This is a genomic window from Elioraea sp., from assembly GCF_022842375.1.
Taxonomy (GTDB): domain Bacteria; phylum Pseudomonadota; class Alphaproteobacteria; order Acetobacterales; family Acetobacteraceae; genus Elioraea_A.
The window spans coordinates 37,171-56,711 of record NZ_JALHPR010000001.1 but is presented as its reverse complement, the minus strand read 5'-3'; the positions used below and the strand labels follow the sequence as shown (position 1 = coordinate 56,711).

General features: G+C 68.8%; 19 protein-coding genes. 8 read left to right on the top strand and 11 right to left on the bottom strand.

Annotated elements, in window-relative coordinates; genetic code table 11:
- Window positions 1-23: 23 nt before the first annotated feature.
- Window positions 24-1,418, bottom strand: a complete 1,395-nt coding sequence (locus Q0C38_RS00270; RefSeq protein ID WP_291295040.1) for a M20 family metallopeptidase — start codon at window positions 1,416-1,418, stop codon at window positions 24-26.
- Window positions 1,419-1,483: 65 nt separating this feature from the next.
- Here Q0C38_RS00270 and Q0C38_RS00265 point away from each other — a divergent pair, with 65 nt between their 5' ends.
- The 5 genes from Q0C38_RS00265 to Q0C38_RS00245 all read left to right on the top strand — a co-directional run bounded on the left by Q0C38_RS00265 (window position 1,484) and on the right by Q0C38_RS00245 (window position 6,485).
- Entirely contained in the window at window positions 1,484-2,839 is a 1,356-nt protein-coding gene (locus tag Q0C38_RS00265) for an acyclic terpene utilization AtuA family protein (RefSeq protein ID WP_291295039.1), read from the top strand.
- Window positions 2,836-3,213, top strand: coding sequence for a hypothetical protein (locus tag Q0C38_RS00260; protein ID WP_291295038.1), 378 nt, complete (start codon window positions 2,836-2,838; stop codon window positions 3,211-3,213). The genes Q0C38_RS00265 and Q0C38_RS00260 overlap by 4 nt, the downstream gene beginning before the upstream one ends.
- 33 nt (window positions 3,214-3,246) lie before the next feature.
- Entirely contained in the window at window positions 3,247-4,254 is a 1,008-nt protein-coding gene (gene dgcN, locus Q0C38_RS00255) for an N-acetyltransferase DgcN (protein ID WP_366937222.1), read from the top strand.
- Window positions 4,255-4,258: 4 nt separating this feature from the next.
- Complete coding sequence (gene dgcA, locus Q0C38_RS00250; RefSeq protein WP_291295037.1) at window positions 4,259-5,245, top strand: N-acetyl-D-Glu racemase DgcA; 987 nt, start codon at window positions 4,259-4,261, stop codon at window positions 5,243-5,245.
- Window positions 5,246-5,312: 67 nt separating this feature from the next.
- Window positions 5,313-6,485 (top strand): alanine--glyoxylate aminotransferase family protein, encoded by a 1,173-nt coding sequence (locus Q0C38_RS00245; RefSeq protein WP_291295036.1) that lies wholly within the window; start codon window positions 5,313-5,315, stop codon window positions 6,483-6,485.
- 268 nt (window positions 6,486-6,753) lie between these two features.
- Here the strand turns inward: Q0C38_RS00245 and Q0C38_RS00240 are convergent, their stop codons facing one another.
- Window positions 6,754-7,443, bottom strand: a complete 690-nt coding sequence (locus Q0C38_RS00240; RefSeq protein WP_291295035.1) for a hypothetical protein — start codon at window positions 7,441-7,443, stop codon at window positions 6,754-6,756.
- Window positions 7,444-7,630: 187 nt separating this feature from the next.
- On the bottom strand, window positions 7,631-8,356 hold the full coding sequence (locus Q0C38_RS00235; protein WP_291295034.1) for an Asp/Glu/hydantoin racemase: 726 nt from the start codon (window positions 8,354-8,356) through the stop codon (window positions 7,631-7,633).
- Window positions 8,357-8,512: 156 nt separating this feature from the next.
- Here Q0C38_RS00235 and Q0C38_RS00230 point away from each other — a divergent pair, with 156 nt between their 5' ends.
- Together Q0C38_RS00230 and Q0C38_RS00225 are read left to right on the top strand one after the other, a co-directional pair.
- Window positions 8,513-9,367: a polysaccharide deacetylase family protein gene (locus tag Q0C38_RS00230; RefSeq protein ID WP_291295033.1), complete on the top strand. Its 855-nt coding sequence runs from the start codon at window positions 8,513-8,515 to the stop codon at window positions 9,365-9,367.
- A 76-nt stretch (window positions 9,368-9,443) separates the two neighbouring features.
- Window positions 9,444-10,496: a TRAP transporter substrate-binding protein gene (locus tag Q0C38_RS00225; RefSeq protein ID WP_291295032.1), complete on the top strand. Its 1,053-nt coding sequence runs from the start codon at window positions 9,444-9,446 to the stop codon at window positions 10,494-10,496.
- Here Q0C38_RS00225 and Q0C38_RS00220 read toward each other — a convergent pair.
- The 7 genes from Q0C38_RS00220 to Q0C38_RS00190 are packed head-to-tail and all read right to left on the bottom strand — an operon-like array spanning window position 10,489 to window position 17,280.
- A complete protein-coding gene (locus Q0C38_RS00220) occupies window positions 10,489-11,772 on the bottom strand; it encodes a hydantoinase/carbamoylase family amidase (RefSeq protein WP_291295031.1) in 1,284 nt (427 codons plus the stop codon). The two genes, Q0C38_RS00225 and Q0C38_RS00220, sit on opposite strands and share 8 nt — an antisense overlap.
- A complete protein-coding gene (locus Q0C38_RS00215; RefSeq protein ID WP_291295030.1) occupies window positions 11,745-13,052 on the bottom strand; it encodes a TRAP transporter large permease in 1,308 nt (435 codons plus the stop codon). Before Q0C38_RS00215 ends, Q0C38_RS00220 begins: the two co-directional genes overlap by 28 nt.
- Window positions 13,052-13,636, bottom strand: a complete 585-nt coding sequence (locus Q0C38_RS00210; RefSeq protein WP_291295029.1) for a TRAP transporter small permease subunit — start codon at window positions 13,634-13,636, stop codon at window positions 13,052-13,054. The genes Q0C38_RS00215 and Q0C38_RS00210 overlap by 1 nt, the downstream gene beginning before the upstream one ends.
- Before the next feature lie 10 nt (window positions 13,637-13,646).
- Window positions 13,647-14,990, bottom strand: coding sequence for an amidohydrolase family protein (locus Q0C38_RS00205; protein ID WP_291295028.1), 1,344 nt, complete (start codon window positions 14,988-14,990; stop codon window positions 13,647-13,649).
- Window positions 14,987-15,754: an amino acid ABC transporter ATP-binding protein gene (locus Q0C38_RS00200; RefSeq protein ID WP_291295027.1), complete on the bottom strand. Its 768-nt coding sequence runs from the start codon at window positions 15,752-15,754 to the stop codon at window positions 14,987-14,989. Before Q0C38_RS00200 ends, Q0C38_RS00205 begins: the two co-directional genes overlap by 4 nt.
- A gap of 7 nt (window positions 15,755-15,761) precedes the next feature.
- Entirely contained in the window at window positions 15,762-16,415 is a 654-nt protein-coding gene (locus Q0C38_RS00195) for an amino acid ABC transporter permease (RefSeq protein ID WP_291295026.1), read from the bottom strand.
- Window positions 16,416-16,428: 13 nt separating this feature from the next.
- A complete protein-coding gene (locus Q0C38_RS00190) occupies window positions 16,429-17,280 on the bottom strand; it encodes a transporter substrate-binding domain-containing protein (protein ID WP_291295025.1) in 852 nt (283 codons plus the stop codon).
- A gap of 210 nt (window positions 17,281-17,490) precedes the next feature.
- On the opposite strand from Q0C38_RS00190, the gene hydA reads away from it, so the two are divergent.
- Entirely contained in the window at window positions 17,491-18,927 is a 1,437-nt protein-coding gene (gene hydA / locus Q0C38_RS00185; RefSeq protein WP_291295024.1) for a dihydropyrimidinase, read from the top strand.
- Between the two features lie 7 nt (window positions 18,928-18,934).
- On the opposite strand, the gene Q0C38_RS00180 is transcribed toward hydA, so the two are convergent.
- Window positions 18,935-19,528, bottom strand: a complete 594-nt coding sequence (locus tag Q0C38_RS00180; RefSeq protein ID WP_291295023.1) for a HupE/UreJ family protein — start codon at window positions 19,526-19,528, stop codon at window positions 18,935-18,937.
- Between the last annotated feature and the right edge of the window lie 13 nt (window positions 19,529-19,541).

Below are 19,541 nucleotides of genomic sequence, written 5' to 3'. Positions count from 1 at the left end.
TCCTCTCCCTCGATCGCAACGCCTCAGCGCGGCGCCCCGCCCGCGCCGATGTCCCACCAGAGGCCAGCCATCAGCGCGATGCCCGAGCGCAGCGTGGCAGGAATGACATGCTCGTCGGGCCCATGCTGCTTGCAGCCGTTGTAGCTGTGCGGGATCCAGAGCAGCGGCACGCCGAGATGATCGACGAATACATCGCCTGGCAGGCCGCCTGAGCTGTTGGGAATCACCTGCGGCGGGGCGTTGAGCGTGCGCGCGATCGAGCCTGCGGCGAAGCGGACCCAGGGGTGAGCTGGATCAGTGCGGCTCGCCGGCATGCGCGTGCCGCCACGCTCGATCCGAACCTCGCGGAACCCGTTGGCGTCGAGGTGCCTACGCAGCGCGGGTTCGAACACGGCAGGGTCGGTATCGACGGTGTAGCGGATCTGGCAATGCGCGCGCGCATCGGGGGCTACCGCGTTCACCGGCCCGTCAGGCTTGCCCGAGAGCATCGCCAGCACGATGAAGCTGTTCCAGCCATACACCTTCTCAGCCGGCGTGAGCCCAGGCTCGCCCCAGCCCTGGTCGATCGTCGCCGCACCGTCGCCACCGCCGAGCGGGCAGCCATCGAGCACCGCCTTCACCGCTGCCGGCACGCCGCCCGCAGGCGTCCAGCCAGGCACGAGGATCTTCCCATTGCGGTCCATGATCGCCGTGAGCGCATGCGCGAGGATGATCGCCGGGTCGCGCGTGAGCCCGCCCCAGTGGCCGGAATGCACCCCGCCCTGGCGGAGCGACACGACGAGGTCGAAATGGAAGGTGCCGCGCGTGCCGGTGCAGATCGTCGGCACCTCTGGCGTCACGCGCGGCCCATCGGAGCCGATCAGCACGTCGGCGGCGAGCAGGTCATGGTTCGCCGCGACAAACTCGCGCAGACCCACCGACCCACGCTCCTCCGCGGTCTCGATCACAAGCTTGAGGTTGAAGCCGAGCCGACCGCCGCGCTCGGCAAGGACGGCTTCGAGAGCGGCGAGGTTCAGCGCGTGCTGGCCCTTGTTGTCGGCCGTGCCGCGGCCGTACCAGCGGCCGTCGCGCTCGGTCAGCGTCCAGGGGTCGAGCCCCTCGCTCCACTGCTCGGGGAGGCCGCGCACCGTGTCGCCATGGCCGTAGGTGATCACCGTCGGCAGCCCATCGCCCTCGATCCGTTGGCCGACGAGGATGGGGCCCGCGCCGGGATGGGGGTTGTCGTGGATCGTGACGGTGAAGCCGAGCCGGGTGAGCCAGTCCTTCAGCGCGCCGCCGAGGTAACGGTCAAGGTCCGGCCTGTGCGCCTCCTCCTGGCTGGTGGAGGGGATGGCGACGAGTGCGCTCAAGGTGTCGCGGAACGCGCCGCTGTCGAAATGCGCCTTTGCCCGTGCAATCGCCGTCTCGCGTGTGCCCATTGGTCCCTCCGTGCTGCGGGCGGACGCTGGCACCGGACCGCGCGACCGTCTAGCCTCGCTGCCGCATGGCACGGCTTCTCATCGGCAACGGGGCTGGATTCTCGGGCGACAGGCTCGATGTTGCGCTGCCAGTGGTGCGCACGCTGATCGCGCGCGGCGGGAAGGCGGTCATGACGTTCGAGACGCTGGCCGAACGCACGCTGGCGCTCGGCGTTCTCGCCCGCCGCGGCAACGCGGAGGCGGGCTTCGAGCCGATGCTGCTGCCGCTGCTGCGCCCAATCCTTAGCCTCTGCCTCGACAACGCCATCCCCATCATCGGCAATTTCGGCGCTGCCAACCCGCGCGCGGCTGCGGCGGCGATCGCGCGCCTGGCCGCCGAGCTTGGGCTTCGCAGCCCCCGCATCGCGGTGGTGGAAGGCGATGACGTGCGCGACCTGCTCGACGATCCGGGCGTCCTGTGGCCAGAAGGGCGGCCCGGCGGGTCGATCATCGCCGCGAACGCCTATCTCGGCGCCTTTCCCATCGCCGAAGCGCTTGGGCTCGGGGCGGAGGTGGTCGTCACCGGCAGGATCGCCGATCCAGCGCTCGCCCTCGGCCCGCTGATCCACGCCTTCGGGTGGAGCGCTGGTGCGCTCGACCGTCTCGCTGCTGGAACACTCGCCGGCCATCTTCTGGAATGCGGCGCACAGGTCACGGGCGGCTACTTCGCCGATCCAGGGGTGAAGGACGTTCCGGGCATGGCACGCCTCGGCTTCCCGATCGCGGAGGTGAGCGATGATGGCGGCATCGTCATCACCAAGGCCGACGGCACGGGCGGGTTGGTGGACCGGCGCACGGTGACCGAGCAGATCCTCTACGAGATCCACGACCCCGCTGCCTATCTGACGCCCGACGTGACGCTCGATGTCACGGGCGTGACGATCGCTGAGGAGGAGCGTGACCGCGTGCGCGTCGCCGGTGCGCAGGGCCATGCGGCACCGCCGACGCTGAAGGCAACGGTCAGCCTCGAAGGTGGGTTCCTCGGCGAGGGCGAGATCAGCTACGCGGGGCCGAACGCTGCTGCCCGCGCGCGCCTTGCCGCCGAAACGCTGCGGCAACGCATCGCGCCTGCCCAGGATAGCATCACGGGGAACACGATCCGTTCGCGCATCGATATCCTCGGCCTGCAGGCGGTGTTCGACAGCGACGATGCCGCACGCGGCGCCAACGCCATGCCTGATGGCGAGTTCCGCGTGCGCCTCGCCGCAGCATCGCCCGATCGCGCAGCCGCCGAAGCCGCTTCGCGCGAGGTGCTGCACCTCTACTGCACCGGGCCTGCCGGCGGCGGCGGCGTGCGCATCGCTGTCACGCCGCGCATCGCCACCACATCGGCCCTCATCCCGCGTGCCCGCATCACCCCGCGTGTGAGCCTGATCGGATGAGCAACGTGATCGTGCCGCTGCATGCGATCGCCCATGCCCGCACCGGCGACAAGGGCAACCGGATCAACTGCGCCGTGATTGCCTATGCACCCGAGGCGTTCCCCGTACTGCTTGCCGAGGTGACGGAGGCGCGGATCGCCTCCCTCTTCGCCCACCGGCGGCCATCGCGCGTAGTACGCCATGAGTTGCCGAAGCTCCATGCGCTCAACCTTGTCATCGACGATGTGCTCGAGGGCGGGGTGAACGGCTCCCTCGGCCTCGACGGGCACGGCAAGACCCTCTCGTTCCTCGTGCTCTCCCTTACCGTGAGGGTTCCGGCACCCGTTCTCGCGGCTGTGCGGGCAGCCATTGGCGCGCGGCGCCTGAGCGTCTAGCCTGCCGGCGATTCCCGACCAAGGAGTTGCCGCGTGCTGCAGATCCGCACCCCCTATCTCATCTTCCTCGGCGATGCGCATGACCAGCTCGCCGGCAAGACCGGCGTCGGCATCGCCGAGTGGCGCCGCGATTGGTGCGTCGGCCAGCTGCGCCTTCCGGGCTGCCAGGCCGATGCCGGCCTGGCTGACCTGACGCTTGAACAGGCAGCCGAGCAGGGTGCGAAGACGCTCCTGATCGGCACCACCGTGCGCGGCGGCAGGATCAACGAGGCGTGGCAGCAGCTGATGGTGCGCGCGCTCGAACTCGGGATGGACATCGCGTCGGGCCTGCATGACAGGGTGGGCGACCTTCCCGCCGTGCGCGAGGCAGCGGCGCTGTTCCACCGCACCATCCATGACGTGCGCACGCCCGAGGGCAACTTTCCCATCGGCACCGGCATCCGCCGCGCCGGCAAGCGCGTGCTGACCGTCGGCACCGATTGCTCGATCGGGAAGATGTACACCGGCCTCGCGCTCGATCGTGACATGAAGGCCGGCGGCATGAACGCCACCTTCCGCGCCACGGGGCAGACGGGCATCCTCATCGCCGGTTCCGGCATCCCGCTCGACGCCGTGGTGGCCGATTTCATCGCCGGTGCGGTCGAGATGCTCTGCCCCGCCAACGCGCCCGACCATTGGGACGTGGTGGAGGGCCAGGCGACCGTGCTGCATCCCTCCTATGCCGGCGTGACGGTCGGGCTCGTGATGGGCGCGCAACCCGATGCGCTCGTGATGGTCCATGCCCCCGACCGGCCGACCATGCGCGGCCTTGGCGCCAGGCCTGTTCCCGGCATCGCCGAGACGATCGCAGCACATGAGGCCTGTGCACGCATCACGAACCCGGCAGCGAAGGTGATCGGCATCAGCCTCAACACCTCGAAGATGGACGAAGGGGCGGCAATGGCCGAGATCGCGCGCACGGCAGATCGTTTCGGTATGCCGACGATCGACCCGGCACGCACCGGCTGCGGGCTGATCGTCGATGTGCTGAAGGGGATGTAGGGCAATGCCGCGCCTGTTGACCGTGCATGAGGAGGTGTTTCCGCTTAAGGGCACGTTCCGCATCAGCCGCGGTGCGCGCACCGAGGCGCGTGTTCTCGTCTGCGAGATCACCGATGGCGACGTGATCGGCCGTGGCGAGTGCACGCCCTATGCGCGCTATGGCGAGACGGTGGATGACGTGGCGAGGGCGATCGCCGCGATCGGTCCCTCCATCGCGGGTGGCCTCGAACGCGAGGGGTTGCAGCGGGCGATGCGCGCAGGTGCCGCCCGGAACGCCGTCGATTGCGCGCTGTGGGACCTCGAGGCAAAGCTCTCGGGCAAACGGGTGTGGGAGCTCGCCGGCCTGCCAGAGCCTGCGCGCGTGACGACCGCCTACACGCTCTCGGTCGACGCGCCGGAAGCGATGGGGAAGGCTGCAGCGGAGGCGGCATCGCGCCCGCTGCTGAAGCTCAAGCTCACCGGCGATGGTGAGGATGCCGCGCGCATTGCCGCCGTGCGCGCCAACGCACCCTCATCCCGCATCATCGTCGATGCCAACGAGGCGCTGACCCTCGACCAGGCGCGCGAGATCGCGCCAGCGCTCGCCGAAGCCGGCGTCGAGATGCTCGAACAGCCGCTGCACGCGGAGGCCGATGAGGCGCTGCGCGATGTCGCCTTCCCGCTGCCGCTCGGCGCCGACGAGAGCTGCCATGACACGACAACGCTTGCCCGCCTCGCCGGGCTCTACCAGGTCGTCAACATCAAGCTCGACAAGACCGGGGGGCTGACCGAGGCGCTGAAGCTGCGCGAGGCGGCGCAGGCACGCGGCTTCAGGGTGATGGTCGGCTGCATGCTGGCCAGTTCCCTCTCCATGGCGCCGGCCCATCTCGTGGCGCAGGGGGTCGATTTCGTCGACATCGACGGCCCGCTGCTGATGGCGCGCGACCGCACGCCCGGCCTGCGCTACGATGGCAGCCTCGTCGACCCGCCGGAACCTGACCTTTGGGGTTGACCGCGAGCCCTGGCGCAAAAGCCCTGGCGCAAAAGCCCTGGCGCAACACCGATCCGGAGACACTCCCTTGCCACCGAAGCCGCGCGGCCGCCTGTTCTTCGCCAACCCAGGCCCCACCAACATCCCCGACAGCATCCTCCGCGCGATCGACCGCCCCTCGGCCGACTTCATGGATGAAGGCTTCATTGCGCTGTTCGAGGATTGCTCCGCCCGCCTGAAGCAGGTGCTGCGCACCGACGGGCACATCTTCATGTACGCCGCCTCCGGCCACGGCGCGTGGGAGGCGAGCCTCGTCAACCTGTTCTCGCCCGGCGACACGCTGCTGATGCTCGAAAGCGGCTATTTCAGCGAGAGCTGGACGGAGATGGCGCATAAATTCGGCCTGTCCGTCGAGACGGTGCCGGCGGATTGGCGCCGCGGCGCGCAGGCCGAGGCGGTGAAGGCAGCGCTCGCGGCCGACACGGGCCACAGGATTTCCGCGGTCTGCACCGTGCACAACGAGACCTCCACGGGCGTGACGCTGCCGGTCGCCGCGATCCGCGCTGCCCTCGACGAGACGAAGCACCCGGCATTGCTGCTCTCCGACACGATCTCGTCCCTCGGCTCGCTGCCCTACACGATGGATGCATGGGGCATCGACCTTACCGTCGGCGGCAGCCAGAAGGGGCTGATGCTCCCGACGGGGATGAGCTTCACCGCCGTCAGCCAGAAGGCGATGGTGGCGCATGCGAAGGCCACCATGCCGCGCCACTACCTCGACTGGTCGGTGATGCTGACGCGGCGGCACAAGAGCTTCGTCGGCACCATCCCGACGCAGATGTTCCACGGGCTTGCCGAAGCGCTCCGCCTGCTCGAGGAGGAGGGGATGGAGGCCGTGTATGCGCGCCACCATCGCCTGGCCAAGGCCGTGCGCGCTGCCGTGAAGGTGTGGTCGGGCAACGATGGGCCGCAGCTCTTCTGCACCGACCCGGTGCGTTATTCCGACAGCGTCACGGCCATCCTGATGCCCGAGGGGCACAACGCCGAGGGCGTGCGGAAGGCTGCCGCGCGCTACAACGTCTCGCTCGGCGGGGGCTTGGGCAAGCTTGGCGGGCGGGTGTTCCGCATCGGCCATCTCGGTGACCTGAACGAGCCGATGATCCTCGGCACGCTTGCTGCCGTGGAACTCAGCCTGCGCGATGCCGGCGTGCCGCATGGCAGGGGTGGGGTGACGGCAGCAATGGAAACGCTCTCTGGCTAGGGCAGTATCCGCTGATGTTGCATCGCCGAGCGTTCCGTCATCGAGTCGAATCGCTCGCCAGATGATGGCTGGACCATGAGTAGCGACCGCGGATCATGGTCCAGCGAACGCTGTTCGATTGGAATCGATCGCGCGGCAGATCCTGGCCCAGGCTCCATCCGTTTCACGCCCTGAAACGCAGTGTCGCGGCAGTGGTCCCTCGTCGACCGCACTTCTCCCGTGCCGGGGTCATCGCGACGGGTTGGCCGAAGGCGACGCTCGACCCGGATCAGAACTGCCCGAACTTGCGGGTTGCAGTGTTGCCGGCCTGACTCGTTGCATGTGAGTAGAACTTCCATACTCCGTTCGGTCGAAGCCGACCGAACACGAAACCGAAGCCGTCATAGTCCGTGAGATACGTGCAGGTGATGACGTTCGCCATCAGCAGCCCGAGCACTCCGGTCACGAGATCCGTAATGCCCTGCAACTGAGCCGCTATGGCCCCGGCAACACCGCCGCCGTTCTGGTTGGAGTGGATGAACCATATCTCGCCTGCCCCGCCCCGCACGGCTGCGATCGTGCAACCGGTCAATGGGCCCGTCATGACGAAGGTTGCGGCACCGTGGACACGCATGTACGTGACGTGGTTGGGATTGAACGGCAGATAGCGCAGCCCAAGATCGCCGACGGTGCTCCCCAGGCCGTACTGGAGGAGTTTTCGGCCGACGAATGGCAGGTGCCGCGCGGTATCGTGCAACACCTGCCCGACCGGCTTCGCTCCGACCGGCGCCCCGCCTGCCACAAATGTCGGAAACGGCCCGGCGGGCCGCTGACGCCAGCGCTGACGTGTCAGCCCACCTGGCAACGCATGCGCGTTGTCGGATCGCATGCACGCAAGCACCGCGGGGCTGTTCGCGATGTACATCTCGTGGGTCGACAAATAGCCTTTCGGATTGTTCAGAAACGCCTGGAACGTCATCGCCCACTCCTGTGCTGGCAAGGCCCGTGTCGAGCACACCTGACTGCGCACCGACCGCACCCTGCATTCCCGCCCCACCGACGGCGTCCAAGGTACCGTACCTGGAGTCGCGCGCATCCAACAACGAAGGGTGCAGGCGACTGTCTGGCTCGCGCGCCGGCCTGCCGGAAACGCAACGAGCCCTGCGCTAGATCCCTTCGTCGAACATGCGGCCCCAGCCCCTGATCGCACGCGGGTCGGCACCGGCGGCGGCGAGTGCCCCCCAGAGTGCGGTAGCGACCGTGTCGAGAACCGGAATGCCGAGTTCGCGCTCGAGGGCGGGTGCGACCATCGCCCCGCGCAGGTTGGTGGAGACGATCGCGATGCTGTCAACGCCCTCGGCCGCCACCTCGCGGGCAAGCTCCGCCACGCGCTCGTCAGGCCACGTCGCGAAGCTGTAGTTGCCGGGGTCGTTCAGATGGCGCTCCGCCACGATCGGCCAGCCTTCGCCGCGGAGCACCTTCAGCGTCGCCTCCTGCACGTCATGGAGGAAGGGTGTCACGAGCCCGATGCGCTGCCCACCAATACGCTTGAGCAACGTATCGAGCGCGAGCATCGCGGTGGCGGCGGGAATGCCCGTCGCTGCCGTGATCGCCGCCGTCAGCGCACGATCGCCAGCGAGCCCCGTGTAGCAGGAGGCGGTGGCGTTCAGGCAGATTGCGTGCAGCTTCGCATCCGCCAGCAGCGAGGCAGCCTCGAGCAATGGTGCCTGGGTGAACTGCACGAGTGCGGCGTCGGTCAGGTCGAGCCTGGTCACGCGGAAGCGCGCGACATGCAGCGTGATGGCGGGCGTGGCGGCCAGCATCGCCTGCGTATACGGCTCGGCGACGGTGTTGGATGACGGCACGAGCATGCCGATGCGGGTCTGTGTCATGGGCCCCAGCGTCGCGGCAAGTTGGCGCGCATGCAAGCCCTCGCGTCTGCCGGTGGCACGCGGCATGCTGCACCGCGTGGCGATGAGGGGACGAAGGATCGCATGACCGAACGACGGAGTTTTCCGCCCCGTGCCGGCTGGCCCGGGGGGGCACGCGTGGCGCTTTCAATCGTGGTGAATGTCGAGGAGGGAGCGGAGTACTCACTCACCCGCGGCGACCCGCACAACGAGAAGGTCGACGATACGCAGGAGCGTCTCGAGGGCGTGGCGGATGTGTGCATGGAGAGCCACTACGCCTACGGGCTGCATGCCGGGTTCCGCCGGGTGATGGACGTGCTCGGCGCGTTCGGGGTGCGCGCCACCTTCTCCTCCTGCGGCCGCGCCGTGGCGGAGAGTCCCTGGCTCGCCGCCCTGCCTGCCGAAGCCGGGCACGAGGTATCTGCCCATGGCTGGCGGTGGGAGAAGCACGCCGCGATGGGCGAGGAGGAGGAGCGTGGCAACATCGCCCGCACCGTCTCGGCGATCGAGGCGGCCTGCGGGCGCAGGCCCTCGGGCTGGCACACGCGGTCATCGGCGAGCCTGAACACCCGCCGGCTGCTGATGGAGCATGGCGGCTTCGTCTATGACAGCGACGCCTATGACGATGACCTGCCCTACCCGCTCACCGTCGCCGGGCGGCAGCACATCGTTCTGCCCTATGCGTTCGACACCAACGACATGCGGTTCCGCGCCGGCGGCGGCTTCGTGTTCGCCGACGATTTCTCCCGCTACTGCATCGCCGCGTTCGACAGGCTCTACGAGGAGGGGGCCACGGCCCCGCGGATGCTGTCGATCGGGCTGCACCTCCGCGCGATCGGGCGGCCGGCGCGCATCGGCGGCCTCGTCTCGCTGCTGCGGCACGTCACGCGGCACCACGGCGTCTGGGTCGCGCGACGGATCGACATCGCGAGGCACTGGCGCCAGGTGCTTGGCCTTCCCGCGATGGACGATCCCTGGGGACCGATCGCCTGACGCGGAGAGACGGATCGGTGCGGCATCGGATTTGCTAGGGCCTGTGCTGCACGCAGCAACCGCCCCGGGGGTCATGATGCACGCGCCGTTCCGCCTTCTCGCCGCCGCCACCCTTGCCGCAGCGCTCAGCCTTCCCGCAGCGGCGCAGGCGCCCATCCCGCTCCGCATCACCGGCCACTTCACCGCCAATGCCAAGGTGGTCGAGGGCATCGAGCGGCCGTTCTACGGCACGCTGCCGGGCCGCGTCGGCGCGCCGGTGGCGATCACGTTCAACCCGATCGACCAGGTTGGCGCGCAGCCGGCCGATGTGCTCCGCCTGCTCCGCTCCGGCGCGTTCGACGTCATGACGACGCCGATCGGCCAGGTCGCGCGTGACGAGCCGTTCCTCGACGGGATCGACCTCATCGGCGTCTCGACCACCGTGGCTGACCTCAGGAAGGCGACCGAGGCGATGCGCGCGGCGTTCGATGCCCGCATCCAGGAACGGTTTGGCGTCAAGGCCGTCGCCCTATGGCCATTCGGGCCGCAGTTCTTCTTCTGCAACCACCCGGTGAAGTCGATCGCCGACTTCCGCGGGCTCAAGATCCGCTCCTACACGCCCTCGATGTCGGCGCTGATCCAGCATTTCGGCGGAACGCCCGTGACGCTGAATTTCACTGAGACCTACCCCGCACTCCAGCGCGGCGTGGTCAATTGCGGCATCACCTCTGCCACCTCGGCGCACCAGGGCAACTGGGCCGAGGTGACGACCCATATCTTCCCGATGAGTCTGGCTGGCGGCATGCAGGGCCACTTCATGTCGGTTGCCGCCTGGCGGCGCTTCTCGCCGGCGCAGCAGCAGGCCCTCGATGCCGCCTTCAAGGACATGGAGAACCAGCTCTGGGCACTGGCTGATACCTCGAATGATATCGCCATCGCCTGCATGACGAATCAGCCCGCCTGCACCGAAGGAAAGAAGTTCACCAACGTGCTGTCGCCCGTTCCCGCCGCCGATGAGGCAGCACTCCGCGCGGCCGTGAGCACCGCGGTGCTGCCCTCCTTCCGTGACAGCTGCTCGCGCGTCTGGAACAACTGCGTGACGATGTGGAACAGCACCGTGGGCGCGGCGCGCGGCTACAGCCTCAACTGACGCCGAGCAGCCTGTCTGTCGCCGCCGCCATCACGCTGAAGGCGGCGGCGAAATCCTCCATCGCCATCGCCTCGTCAGGATTGTGGCTGCCGTTCTCGTTCCGGATGAACACCATGCCGGATGGGATGCCGAGGCCGGCGAAGGTCGCGCAGTCATGCCCCGCGCCACTCGCCATCGGCATCACCGTCACGCCGCGTGACGCAGCGGCCGCGTGCAGCGCCGCCTGGATCGCGCGGTCCATCAGCGCAGGTGTTGCGCGCATGCCGGGGCCGAGGTCGATCTTCACGCGGCGTTCGCCTGCGATCGCGGCATCGAGATGCGCACGGGCGCGGTCGAGAACCGCATCATCTTCGCTGCGAATGTCGAGGGTGAAGCGCACCTCGCCAGGGATGCGCGTCGGGGCGTGGCGGGCGGGGTCTGTCCAGAATTCGCCGATCGTCAGAACGAGGTCGCTGCCGCGCGCCTCCTCCTGGTCCCAGAACCGGTCGAGGCCGGCGGCGAGGCGGGCGGCGGCGAGAACGGCATCGTGGCGGAAGCCGCGGGGAACGGCGCCTGCATGGGCATCCTGCCCAATGGCGCGGCAGTTCCGGTACCGGATTGACCCGCGGATCCCGGTGACGATGCCCACCGGGAGCGCTGCCTCGACCAGGGCTGGCCCCTGCTCGATATGCGGCTCGATGAACCAGGCGATGCGGCCAGGATCGAGGCTCGCGCTGCGGGCGCGAACGAAATCCGGATCGAACCCCTCCTCGGCCATGTGATCAGCCAGCGTCCGGCCCGTGTCGGTGCGACGCAGCGTGTCGGGCGCATCCGCCGGCAGCACACCGAAAGCCGCGCGGCTGCCGAGATAGTGGGCCGGGAACCACACCATCTCCTCAGCCCGGATGCCCAGGATGACGAGGTCACGCGCCGGCTGCGCTCCCGCGTGCACGAGGCGTGCGGCCAGCGCGAGGCCCATCGCCACGCCCGCCGCACCATCGTAGTTGCCGCCGTGGCGAACGCTGTCGAGATGGCTGCCGATCACGCCGGCGGGCAGCGATGGGTCACGCCCCGGCAGCGTCATCATCAGCGTGCCGATGGCATCGGTCGTGACGACGAGGCCGAGGCCCTCCGCAACCGCCCGTGCCTCGGCATGCGCCATGCGCTCGCCGGCACCGAAGCTCGCCCGCGTCACGCCTGGCGCATCGGCACTTCTCTCCGCCAGCGTCGCGAGGAACGCCTCGGCGAGGCCGAGTGCACGCGCACCGCTCAGCCGAAGGTCTTGTTCGGCAGCCACAGCGCGATGCCAGGGAAGGCGACCAGCAGCACGGTCAACACCACCATCATGGCAAGGTAGGGCAGCGTTCCCTGGATCACGTCGGTGATCGCGCCGGACCGCCGCACACCCTGCACCACATAGAGGTTCAGCCCGACGGGCGGGGTGATCAGCGCCATCTCGCACATCACCACGAGGAAGATGCCGAACCACACCGGGTCGATACCAAGAGCGGTGACGATCGGGAACACGATCGGGATGGTACCCACCATCATCGACAGCGTCTCGAGGAAGCAGCCGAGGATCAGGTAGAAGATGAAGAGGATCAACAGGATCTCGGTTGGGCCCGCCCCGATCGAGGCGACGAAGGCAGACAGGGTCTGCGGCACGCCGAGGATGCCGAGGACGAAGTTGAGGTAGAAGGCAGCCGCGACGATGAGCACGATCATCGCCGTGACCCCCACCGTCGTCTCGAAGCACGCGTTGAGCATGCGGAACGAGAAGCGGCCGTAGCAGAAGGACAGCAGGAAGGCAGCGACCACGCCAACGGCCGCACTCTCCGTCGGCGTTGCCCAGCCGGCATAGATGCTCCCCATGACGGCGACGAAGATGCCGATCGGCGGCGCGAGGCCGGAGAGCGCGCGCAGCCGCACGCCAAGCGGCAGCGACGGTTCCCGCCCACCCGCGAGCGCAGGGCGCCACAGGCACAGCACGGCCGTGACGAGCATGAAGAGTCCGGTGAGGATGAGGCCGGGAAACACCCCCGCGGCATAGAGGCGGCCGACGGAGGTGTTCGTCATGGCCCCATAGATGATCATGTTGATCGAGGGCGGAATGAGGATGCCGAGCGTGGCACCACCGGCGATGGTGCCAAGCACCAGGCGCGGATCATACCGCCGGTCCTCGAAGGCAGGCAGCGCCACCGTCCCGATCGTCGCTGCCGTCGCGACCGATGAACCCGACACGGCGGCGAACACCGCGCAGGCGCCGATATTCGTGTGCAACAGGCCGCCAGGCAGTGGCCCGAGCCAGGCTGACAAGGCAGCGTACATTCGGTCCGTTGCCCCGCCTTTCACGAGCAATTCGCCGAGCAGGATGAACAAGGGGGCGGCGAGCAGGGTGAAGCTGTCGGTCGCCCCCCAAAGCTGCATGCCCATGGCGTTGACCACGGGCCCGCCGAGATAGAGATCGGCGCCAAGCGCCGCGATCGCCGCCATGACGACGGCGACATGAAGCCCAGACGCCATAAGCGCTAGCATGATGGCGAAGCCGATCGCGGCCTGGGTGACGCCGAAACCCATCAGCGCTTCCCCTCGATCATCGGTCCGCCTTCGGCGGCGATCTCCTCCGCCACCGTCGGCGGCCCGTACCAGGCATTGGCGCGCGCGGGCGCGACGATCGCCAGCCAGACCGCGTGCAACGCGAACACGACGGCCACGATCGCGAACAGCGAGAACCCGGCCACCCAGAGGCCTTGCGGCAGCCAGATAGGCGTCTGCAGCGGGCTGGTCGAGACGGCGTTGAACATCCAGGAATCGGAGGCTTCGGCAAAGCCGCGCGAGGCAGCGAAGCTGGCGAGGATGGCGATGGTGATCGCCGCCGTTGCATTCGCCAGCGCGCGCAGGCGCGGCGGCAAGGCGTTGATGAACAGGTCGATCCGCGTGTGCCGGCGCGTGGCCAATGCATGGGCAAATCCGAAGGCCGACACCACCGCGAGCGTGTAGCCGCCGATCTCATCGGTGCCTTGCAGCGAGAAGGCGAAGAACCGCCGCGCGACGATGTCGACGCAGACGAGCAGGCTGTAGCCGAGCAGCCACCAGCCACAGAGGATGGCGAAGAGGCGCGTGGCGGGCGTGACGGCGCGCGCGACGGGATTGCCGTTCATCCCCCCTCCTTCATCCGCGCGCCCTTGCCCAGAGTGCCGCGGAGGCAGCAGCGCCCTCGCGGCAGATCGTCGCCATGTCGACCTTCGTCGGAACGCCGCCCCGCACGACGATCTCGCCCTCGACGATCACGTGCGCCACGTCGCGCCCATGGCCGCAATGGACCACCGTGCCAAGGGGGTCCATCGCCGGTGTCAAATGCGGGCGGCGGAGGTCGATGAGCGCGAGATCGGCCCGCTTGCCGACCGTCACGCTCCCGAGCTCGTCGCCAAGCCCCATCGCCGCAGCACCGTTGCGCGTGGCGAAGCCGAGCATCTCCATGGGGCCCCAGCTGGCATCGATGCGGCCACGCTGGAGCCGCCCGATCGCGAGCGCCCAGCGCATCACCTCGACCATGTCGGCATGCATGTTGTCGGTCGCGAGACAGAGGCGCGCGCCGGCATCTTCCAGTGCGCGGGTCGGCGCCATCACCGCCCCGGTGGCGTTGCCCTTGGGAATGTGCGCGACGTGCACGCGGGCGCGGCCGATGCGCGCGATGTCGCTCTCCGTCACATGGATGCAGTGTGCGGCGACGAGCCGGTCGTCGAGCAGGCCCAGACCGTCAAGCAGCTCGGCTGGCGTGCAGCCGTCACGCTCGCGGATGCGCGCGACCTCCGTTCCGCTCTGCGACAAATGCGTGGTGACGGGAAGGCCGAGCCGTTCGGACGCAGCCTTCACCACGCGCAGGAACGCCGTGCTGCACGTGTCGGGCGCGTGCGCGGCAAGCTGCACGCCGGTGCGGCGATCGGGCACACCGTCGAACCGCTGCGCAAGCGTCGCCGCTGCCGCAAGCGTCGCCTCGCCGATCGCTGGGTCATGCACCCATCGCCCCTGCGACACCCCGGAGAAATCGACATCGTGGATGCGCGAACACGCGAAGGCGCGGATGCCTGTCTCGGCCATGGCAGGCAGCGTCAGGTGCGCATGCACGTAGCTGTCATTGATCAGCGTCGCGCCGAACAACAGCGCCTCGAGGGCTCCGAGGCGGGCGAGCGCGACCGCTTCCTCCTCCGTCACCATGTGTCCCTGCGGCACGCCCGGCGTGTAGGCGGGCGCGAAGCCCATGTCCTCGGCGACACCGCGCACCATGCTGAGGATCGTGTGCGTGTGCACGTTGATCAGGCCCGGGATCGCCAGGTGCCCCGATGCGTCGAGCCGTTCGGCGGCCGTCGCGTCATCCGGCAATGCGCTGCGCTGCCCTGCGAAGGCGAACCTCCCGCCGATGACGCCGATCGCCGCATCCTCGACCACCCCGGCCCCTGGCTCACCGGAGACGAGCACGGCCCCTGTCACCAGCAGGTCGAACCGCGGGCTCATGCCGCGTGGTCGAGATGACGCAGGAAGCGCTGCAGGCGCGGGTCCTTTGGTGCGCCGAAGAACGACGAAGGCGGCCCGACCTCAGCCACCGCGCCATCGGCCATAAACACCACGCGATCGGCCACCGCGCGGGCAAAGCGCATCTCGTGGGTGACGACGACCATCGTCATCCCCTCGGCCGCAAGGCGCCGCATGGCATCGAGCACCTCCTGCACGAGTTCCGGGTCGAGCGCCGAGGTCGGTTCGTCGAACAGCATCACGCGCGGTTCCATCGCCAGCGCGCGGGCGATCGCCACGCGCTGCTGCTGGCCGCCGGAAAGCTGGCTCGGGCGCTTGTCCATGTGCGCCTCGAGCTGGACCTTCGCGAGGCAGTTCTCCGCCCGCCAGTTCGCCTCGTCACGGTCAAGCCCGAGCACGCGGCGTGGGCCAATGGCGACGTTGCCGCGCGCCGTCAGGTGCGGGAAAAGGTTGAACCGCTGGAACACGAAGCCGAATAGCCGGCGCTGCCGCGCTAGCGAGCGCGCATCGGCGGCACGACCGAACGCGGTCTCGCCGATCGTCTCGTCACCCACCTTTACCGTGCCCGCGTCCGGCATCTCGAGGCGGTTGAGGCAGCGGAGGAATGTAGTTTTCCCACTTCCGGAGGCACCGATGATCGCGACCGCCTCGCCCTCCGCCACGTCGAGGTCGATGCCGGCAAGAACTGTGCGATCACCGAACGACTTGGTGATGCCGCGCGCCGACAGGATGACGGGCCTCATCATGCCGCCTTCACCATGCCGGCAGGCGACGCTCGAGCCAGCGGCTCGCGGTCGCAAGGGCGGTGATCAGCACGTAGTAGTAGAGGGCGAGCAGCAGGTAGATCTCGAACGGTGCGAAATGCGTCGAGATCACCGCCTGGCCGGCGCGCGTGAGCTCATAGACGGAGATGACCGAGAGCAGCGAGGAGTTCTTGGTCAGCGTCACCATGTCGTTCGTGAGCGCGGGAACCATCGGCCGCCACGCCTGCGGCAGCAGCACGTGGATCAACAGCGGCGCGCGCGTCATGCCGATCGACAGCGCTGCTTCCGTCTGCCCCTTCTCGATCGCGCCGACTGCCCCGCGCACGACCTCCGACACATAGGCGGCGGCATTGAGCGCGAGTGCGATGACGCCCGCCCAGAATTCGGAGAAGCGCACGCCGACCACCGGCAGCGCGAAGAACACGAGGAAGATCTGGATCAGCAGGGGCGTACCGCGGATGAAATCCACGTAGCCACGCACGATCCAGACGAGCGGACGTATGCCCGAGAGCGAGGCGAGCCCCAGTGCGAAGCCGAGCAGCAGGCCGAGAATGCCGGCGAGCACGCTGATCTGCAGCGTGATGACCACACCCTCGGCAAGAAGGGGGGCCGCATAGGCAACGACCCCCCAATCGAAGATCATTGATCGCGACCGTTCAGGCGACGGGCGGAATGCCGTCGGGCAGGTTGAAGCGGAGCCCGAACCATTTCTCCTGCAACGCCGCGAGCCTGCCGGACACCTTCATTGCGGTAATGCGCGCATCGAGCCACGCGACGATCTCGACATCCTCCTTGCGCGCGGCGATGCCGGCCCAATTGTCCGCACCAACGCCGCGGACGACGGCGAAGCGGCCAGGCTGGCTCTTCATGACGAAGGCGAGCGTCGGCAGCGTGTTCAGCACGCCATCCACCGTGCCCTGCGCAAGCGCGAGATAGGCGGCCGGATGCTCGTCATACGTCTTCACCTCGCGGAACCCGGCACCGCCACGTGCGGTGGCGATGGCCTGGCCGATGCGCGGGTGCAGCGTTTCGCCGGGAGAGCCGAGCTTCACGCCGAGCACCTTGCCCGACATGTCCTCGATCGCCTTGATGCTGTTCGCGTCACGCGCGCGGATCAGCAGCGCCTGGCCTGCCTCGGCATAGGGGATGGAGAAGCCGACACGCTCCATCCGCGCGCGGGTGTAGCTCATCGAGCTCATGATGATGTCGAACCGACCGGCATAGAGCGCGGGGATCACGCCTGACCATTGCGTATCGATGAACTCCGGCGTCACGCCGAGATCGGCGCACATCTCGGTGGCGAGCTCGACATCATAGCCGACGATCCTGCCGGCATCGCGGTAGGTGAAGGGCGGGTAGGTCGCCTCGCAGCCGACACGCAGCTTGCCGGCCTGGCGGATGGCGGCCAGCGTCGTCGGCTGCGCCATCGCCAGCGGCACGCTCGCGAGACCAGCAAGCCCTGCACCGAGGGCAAGCACCCGGCGCCGGCCGAAGAGAGATTCCGTCATGGTCGACTCCCGATCACCCGTTTCATCGGTGGGCAGCAAGCGCCGTGCCAGCCGGGAGGGCCCATCCGGCGACGATCATGGCCGGGCAGGTGCCGCACGGCTGTGCGTCCTGCCCGCTTGCTGTGCAACGATGGCAACGTGCCCGCGCCGTAGCCGGGCGCGTGGCGGGGCGCTACGCTCCACCCCGCAACGACGGGAAGAGGGTGTGGCATGTCGGAGTTCGATCTGGTCATTCGCGGTGGAACGGTCGTCACGGCCGCCGACACGATGCGGGCGGATGTCGGCATCCGCGGTGGCAAGGTCGCAGCACTTGCCGACAGCCTGCCGGAATCTGGGCGGACGATCGACGCCGCGGGGCTGCTCGTCATGCCGGGCGGTGTCGACACCCACTGCCACATCGAGCAGCTCGAGGCGAACGGCTCGGTGCACGAGGATAGTTTCGTCACCGCATCGGCTTCGGCATTCGCCGGCGGCACGACGAGTGCCATCTGCTTCTCAAGCCAGTTCAAGGGGCATCCGATCGGCCCCACGCTCGACGACTACCGGCGGCGCGCACGCGCCAGCATGATGGATGTGAGCTTCCACCAGATCATCACCGACCCGACCGACGCGGTGCTGAAGGAGCTTCCCGGCATCGTCGCTGCCGGCATCCGCAGCTTCAAGGTCTTCATGACCTACGACCCCCTGCACGTGAACGATGCCGAGGTGCTGCGCGTGCTTGCCGCCGCAAAAAAGCTGGGCGCGATGGTCACGGTGCATTGCGAGAACTACGCAGCCATCGGCTTTCTCACCGAGGCGCTGCTCGCTGCCGGCCACACCGCACCCAAGTACCACGCCTGGTCACGCCCGCCCGTCGTCGAGCGCGAGGCGACCTATCGGGCGATGGCGCTCGCGGAATTGATCGACACGCCGATCCAGGTGTTCCACGTCTCCTCGGCCGAGGTGGCGGAGGAGATCGCCCGCGCCAAGGCCCGCGGCCTCAAGGTCTGGGGAGAGACCTGCCCGCAGTACCTGGCGCTCACCGCCGCCCACATGGACCGCCCCGGTTTCGAGGGGGCCAAGTTCATGTGCAGCCCGGCACCGCGTGAAGAGGCCGAGCATGAGCGGATGTGGGGCATGATCCGCCGCGGCGTGCTCGACGTGATCAGCTCGGACCATTGCGGCTTCAGCTACGAGGGCAGCGCGGGCAAGGGCCAGAACGGCCGCGACGTGACCTTCCGCGACATCCCCAACGGCATCCCCGGCCTCGCCGCGCGCCTGCCGATCGTATTCAGCGAGGGCGTATCGAAGGGACGGATCACGGCGAACGAGTTCGTGTCGCTCACCGCGACCAACCCCGCGAAGCTGTTCGGCCTTGCGGGAAAGGGGACGATCGCCATCGGCGCCGACGCCGACGTCACGCTGTGGGATCCAGCGAAGCAGGTGACGCTCACCAACGCGCTGATGCACCACGCGATCGACTATACGCCCTATGAGGGGATGGCGATCACCGGCTGGCCGGTCGCGACCATCCGCCGCGGCGAAGTGGTGATGCAGGACGGCAAGGTGCAGGCCGCGCCCGGCAGCGGCCGTTTCCTCGCGCGCGGCCCCTACCCTCTCATCGCCCCGCGCGGCATCGTCGCGAACGGCTTCGACCCGGTCAGCTGAGGCACGCTCAAGTCAGCATCGATCCGGCGACGAGTACGAACCCGAGGGAGGCGAGCGCGCCGCCTGCCAGGCGCGGCGCGAGCGGCCGGCCGCGCACCAGGAGCGGGGCGAGAGCGAGCCCCGCCGCGTGCAGGGCGGCCGTCGCCGCCACCAGGCCCGCGGCATGGGGGTCGAGCAAGGCCCCCGAAGCCATCCCTGCGCCATGGGCGAAGCCGTGCGCGGCGCCGAACGCCGCGATGGCGATCGCCCCGATCGCAAGCGGCGGCGACCAGCCGAGCGCGATCGCACCGCCCAGCGCGGCGATGCTCGCCGCGATCTCCATCTCGACGCCGGGTGCGGGCAGCGCCGACCAGCCGGCCACGACGCCTACCACCATCGCGATGACGAAGGTGGCGGGCCACGCCCAGCGCCGCACCCCGCCGACAATGCCGGCCCAGAGGCCGACCGCGAGCATCGCCGCGAGGTGATCGGCCCCGCTGAGGGGATGCAGCACGCCAGCGATGAGGCCGCCATGGTCATGGCCGGGATGCGCCGCCGCGGGGCCGGCGAGGAGGACGAGGCCAAGGGCCGCGACCGACAGGCCAGCGAGACGCGTCGTCATCGTTCTCTCCTTC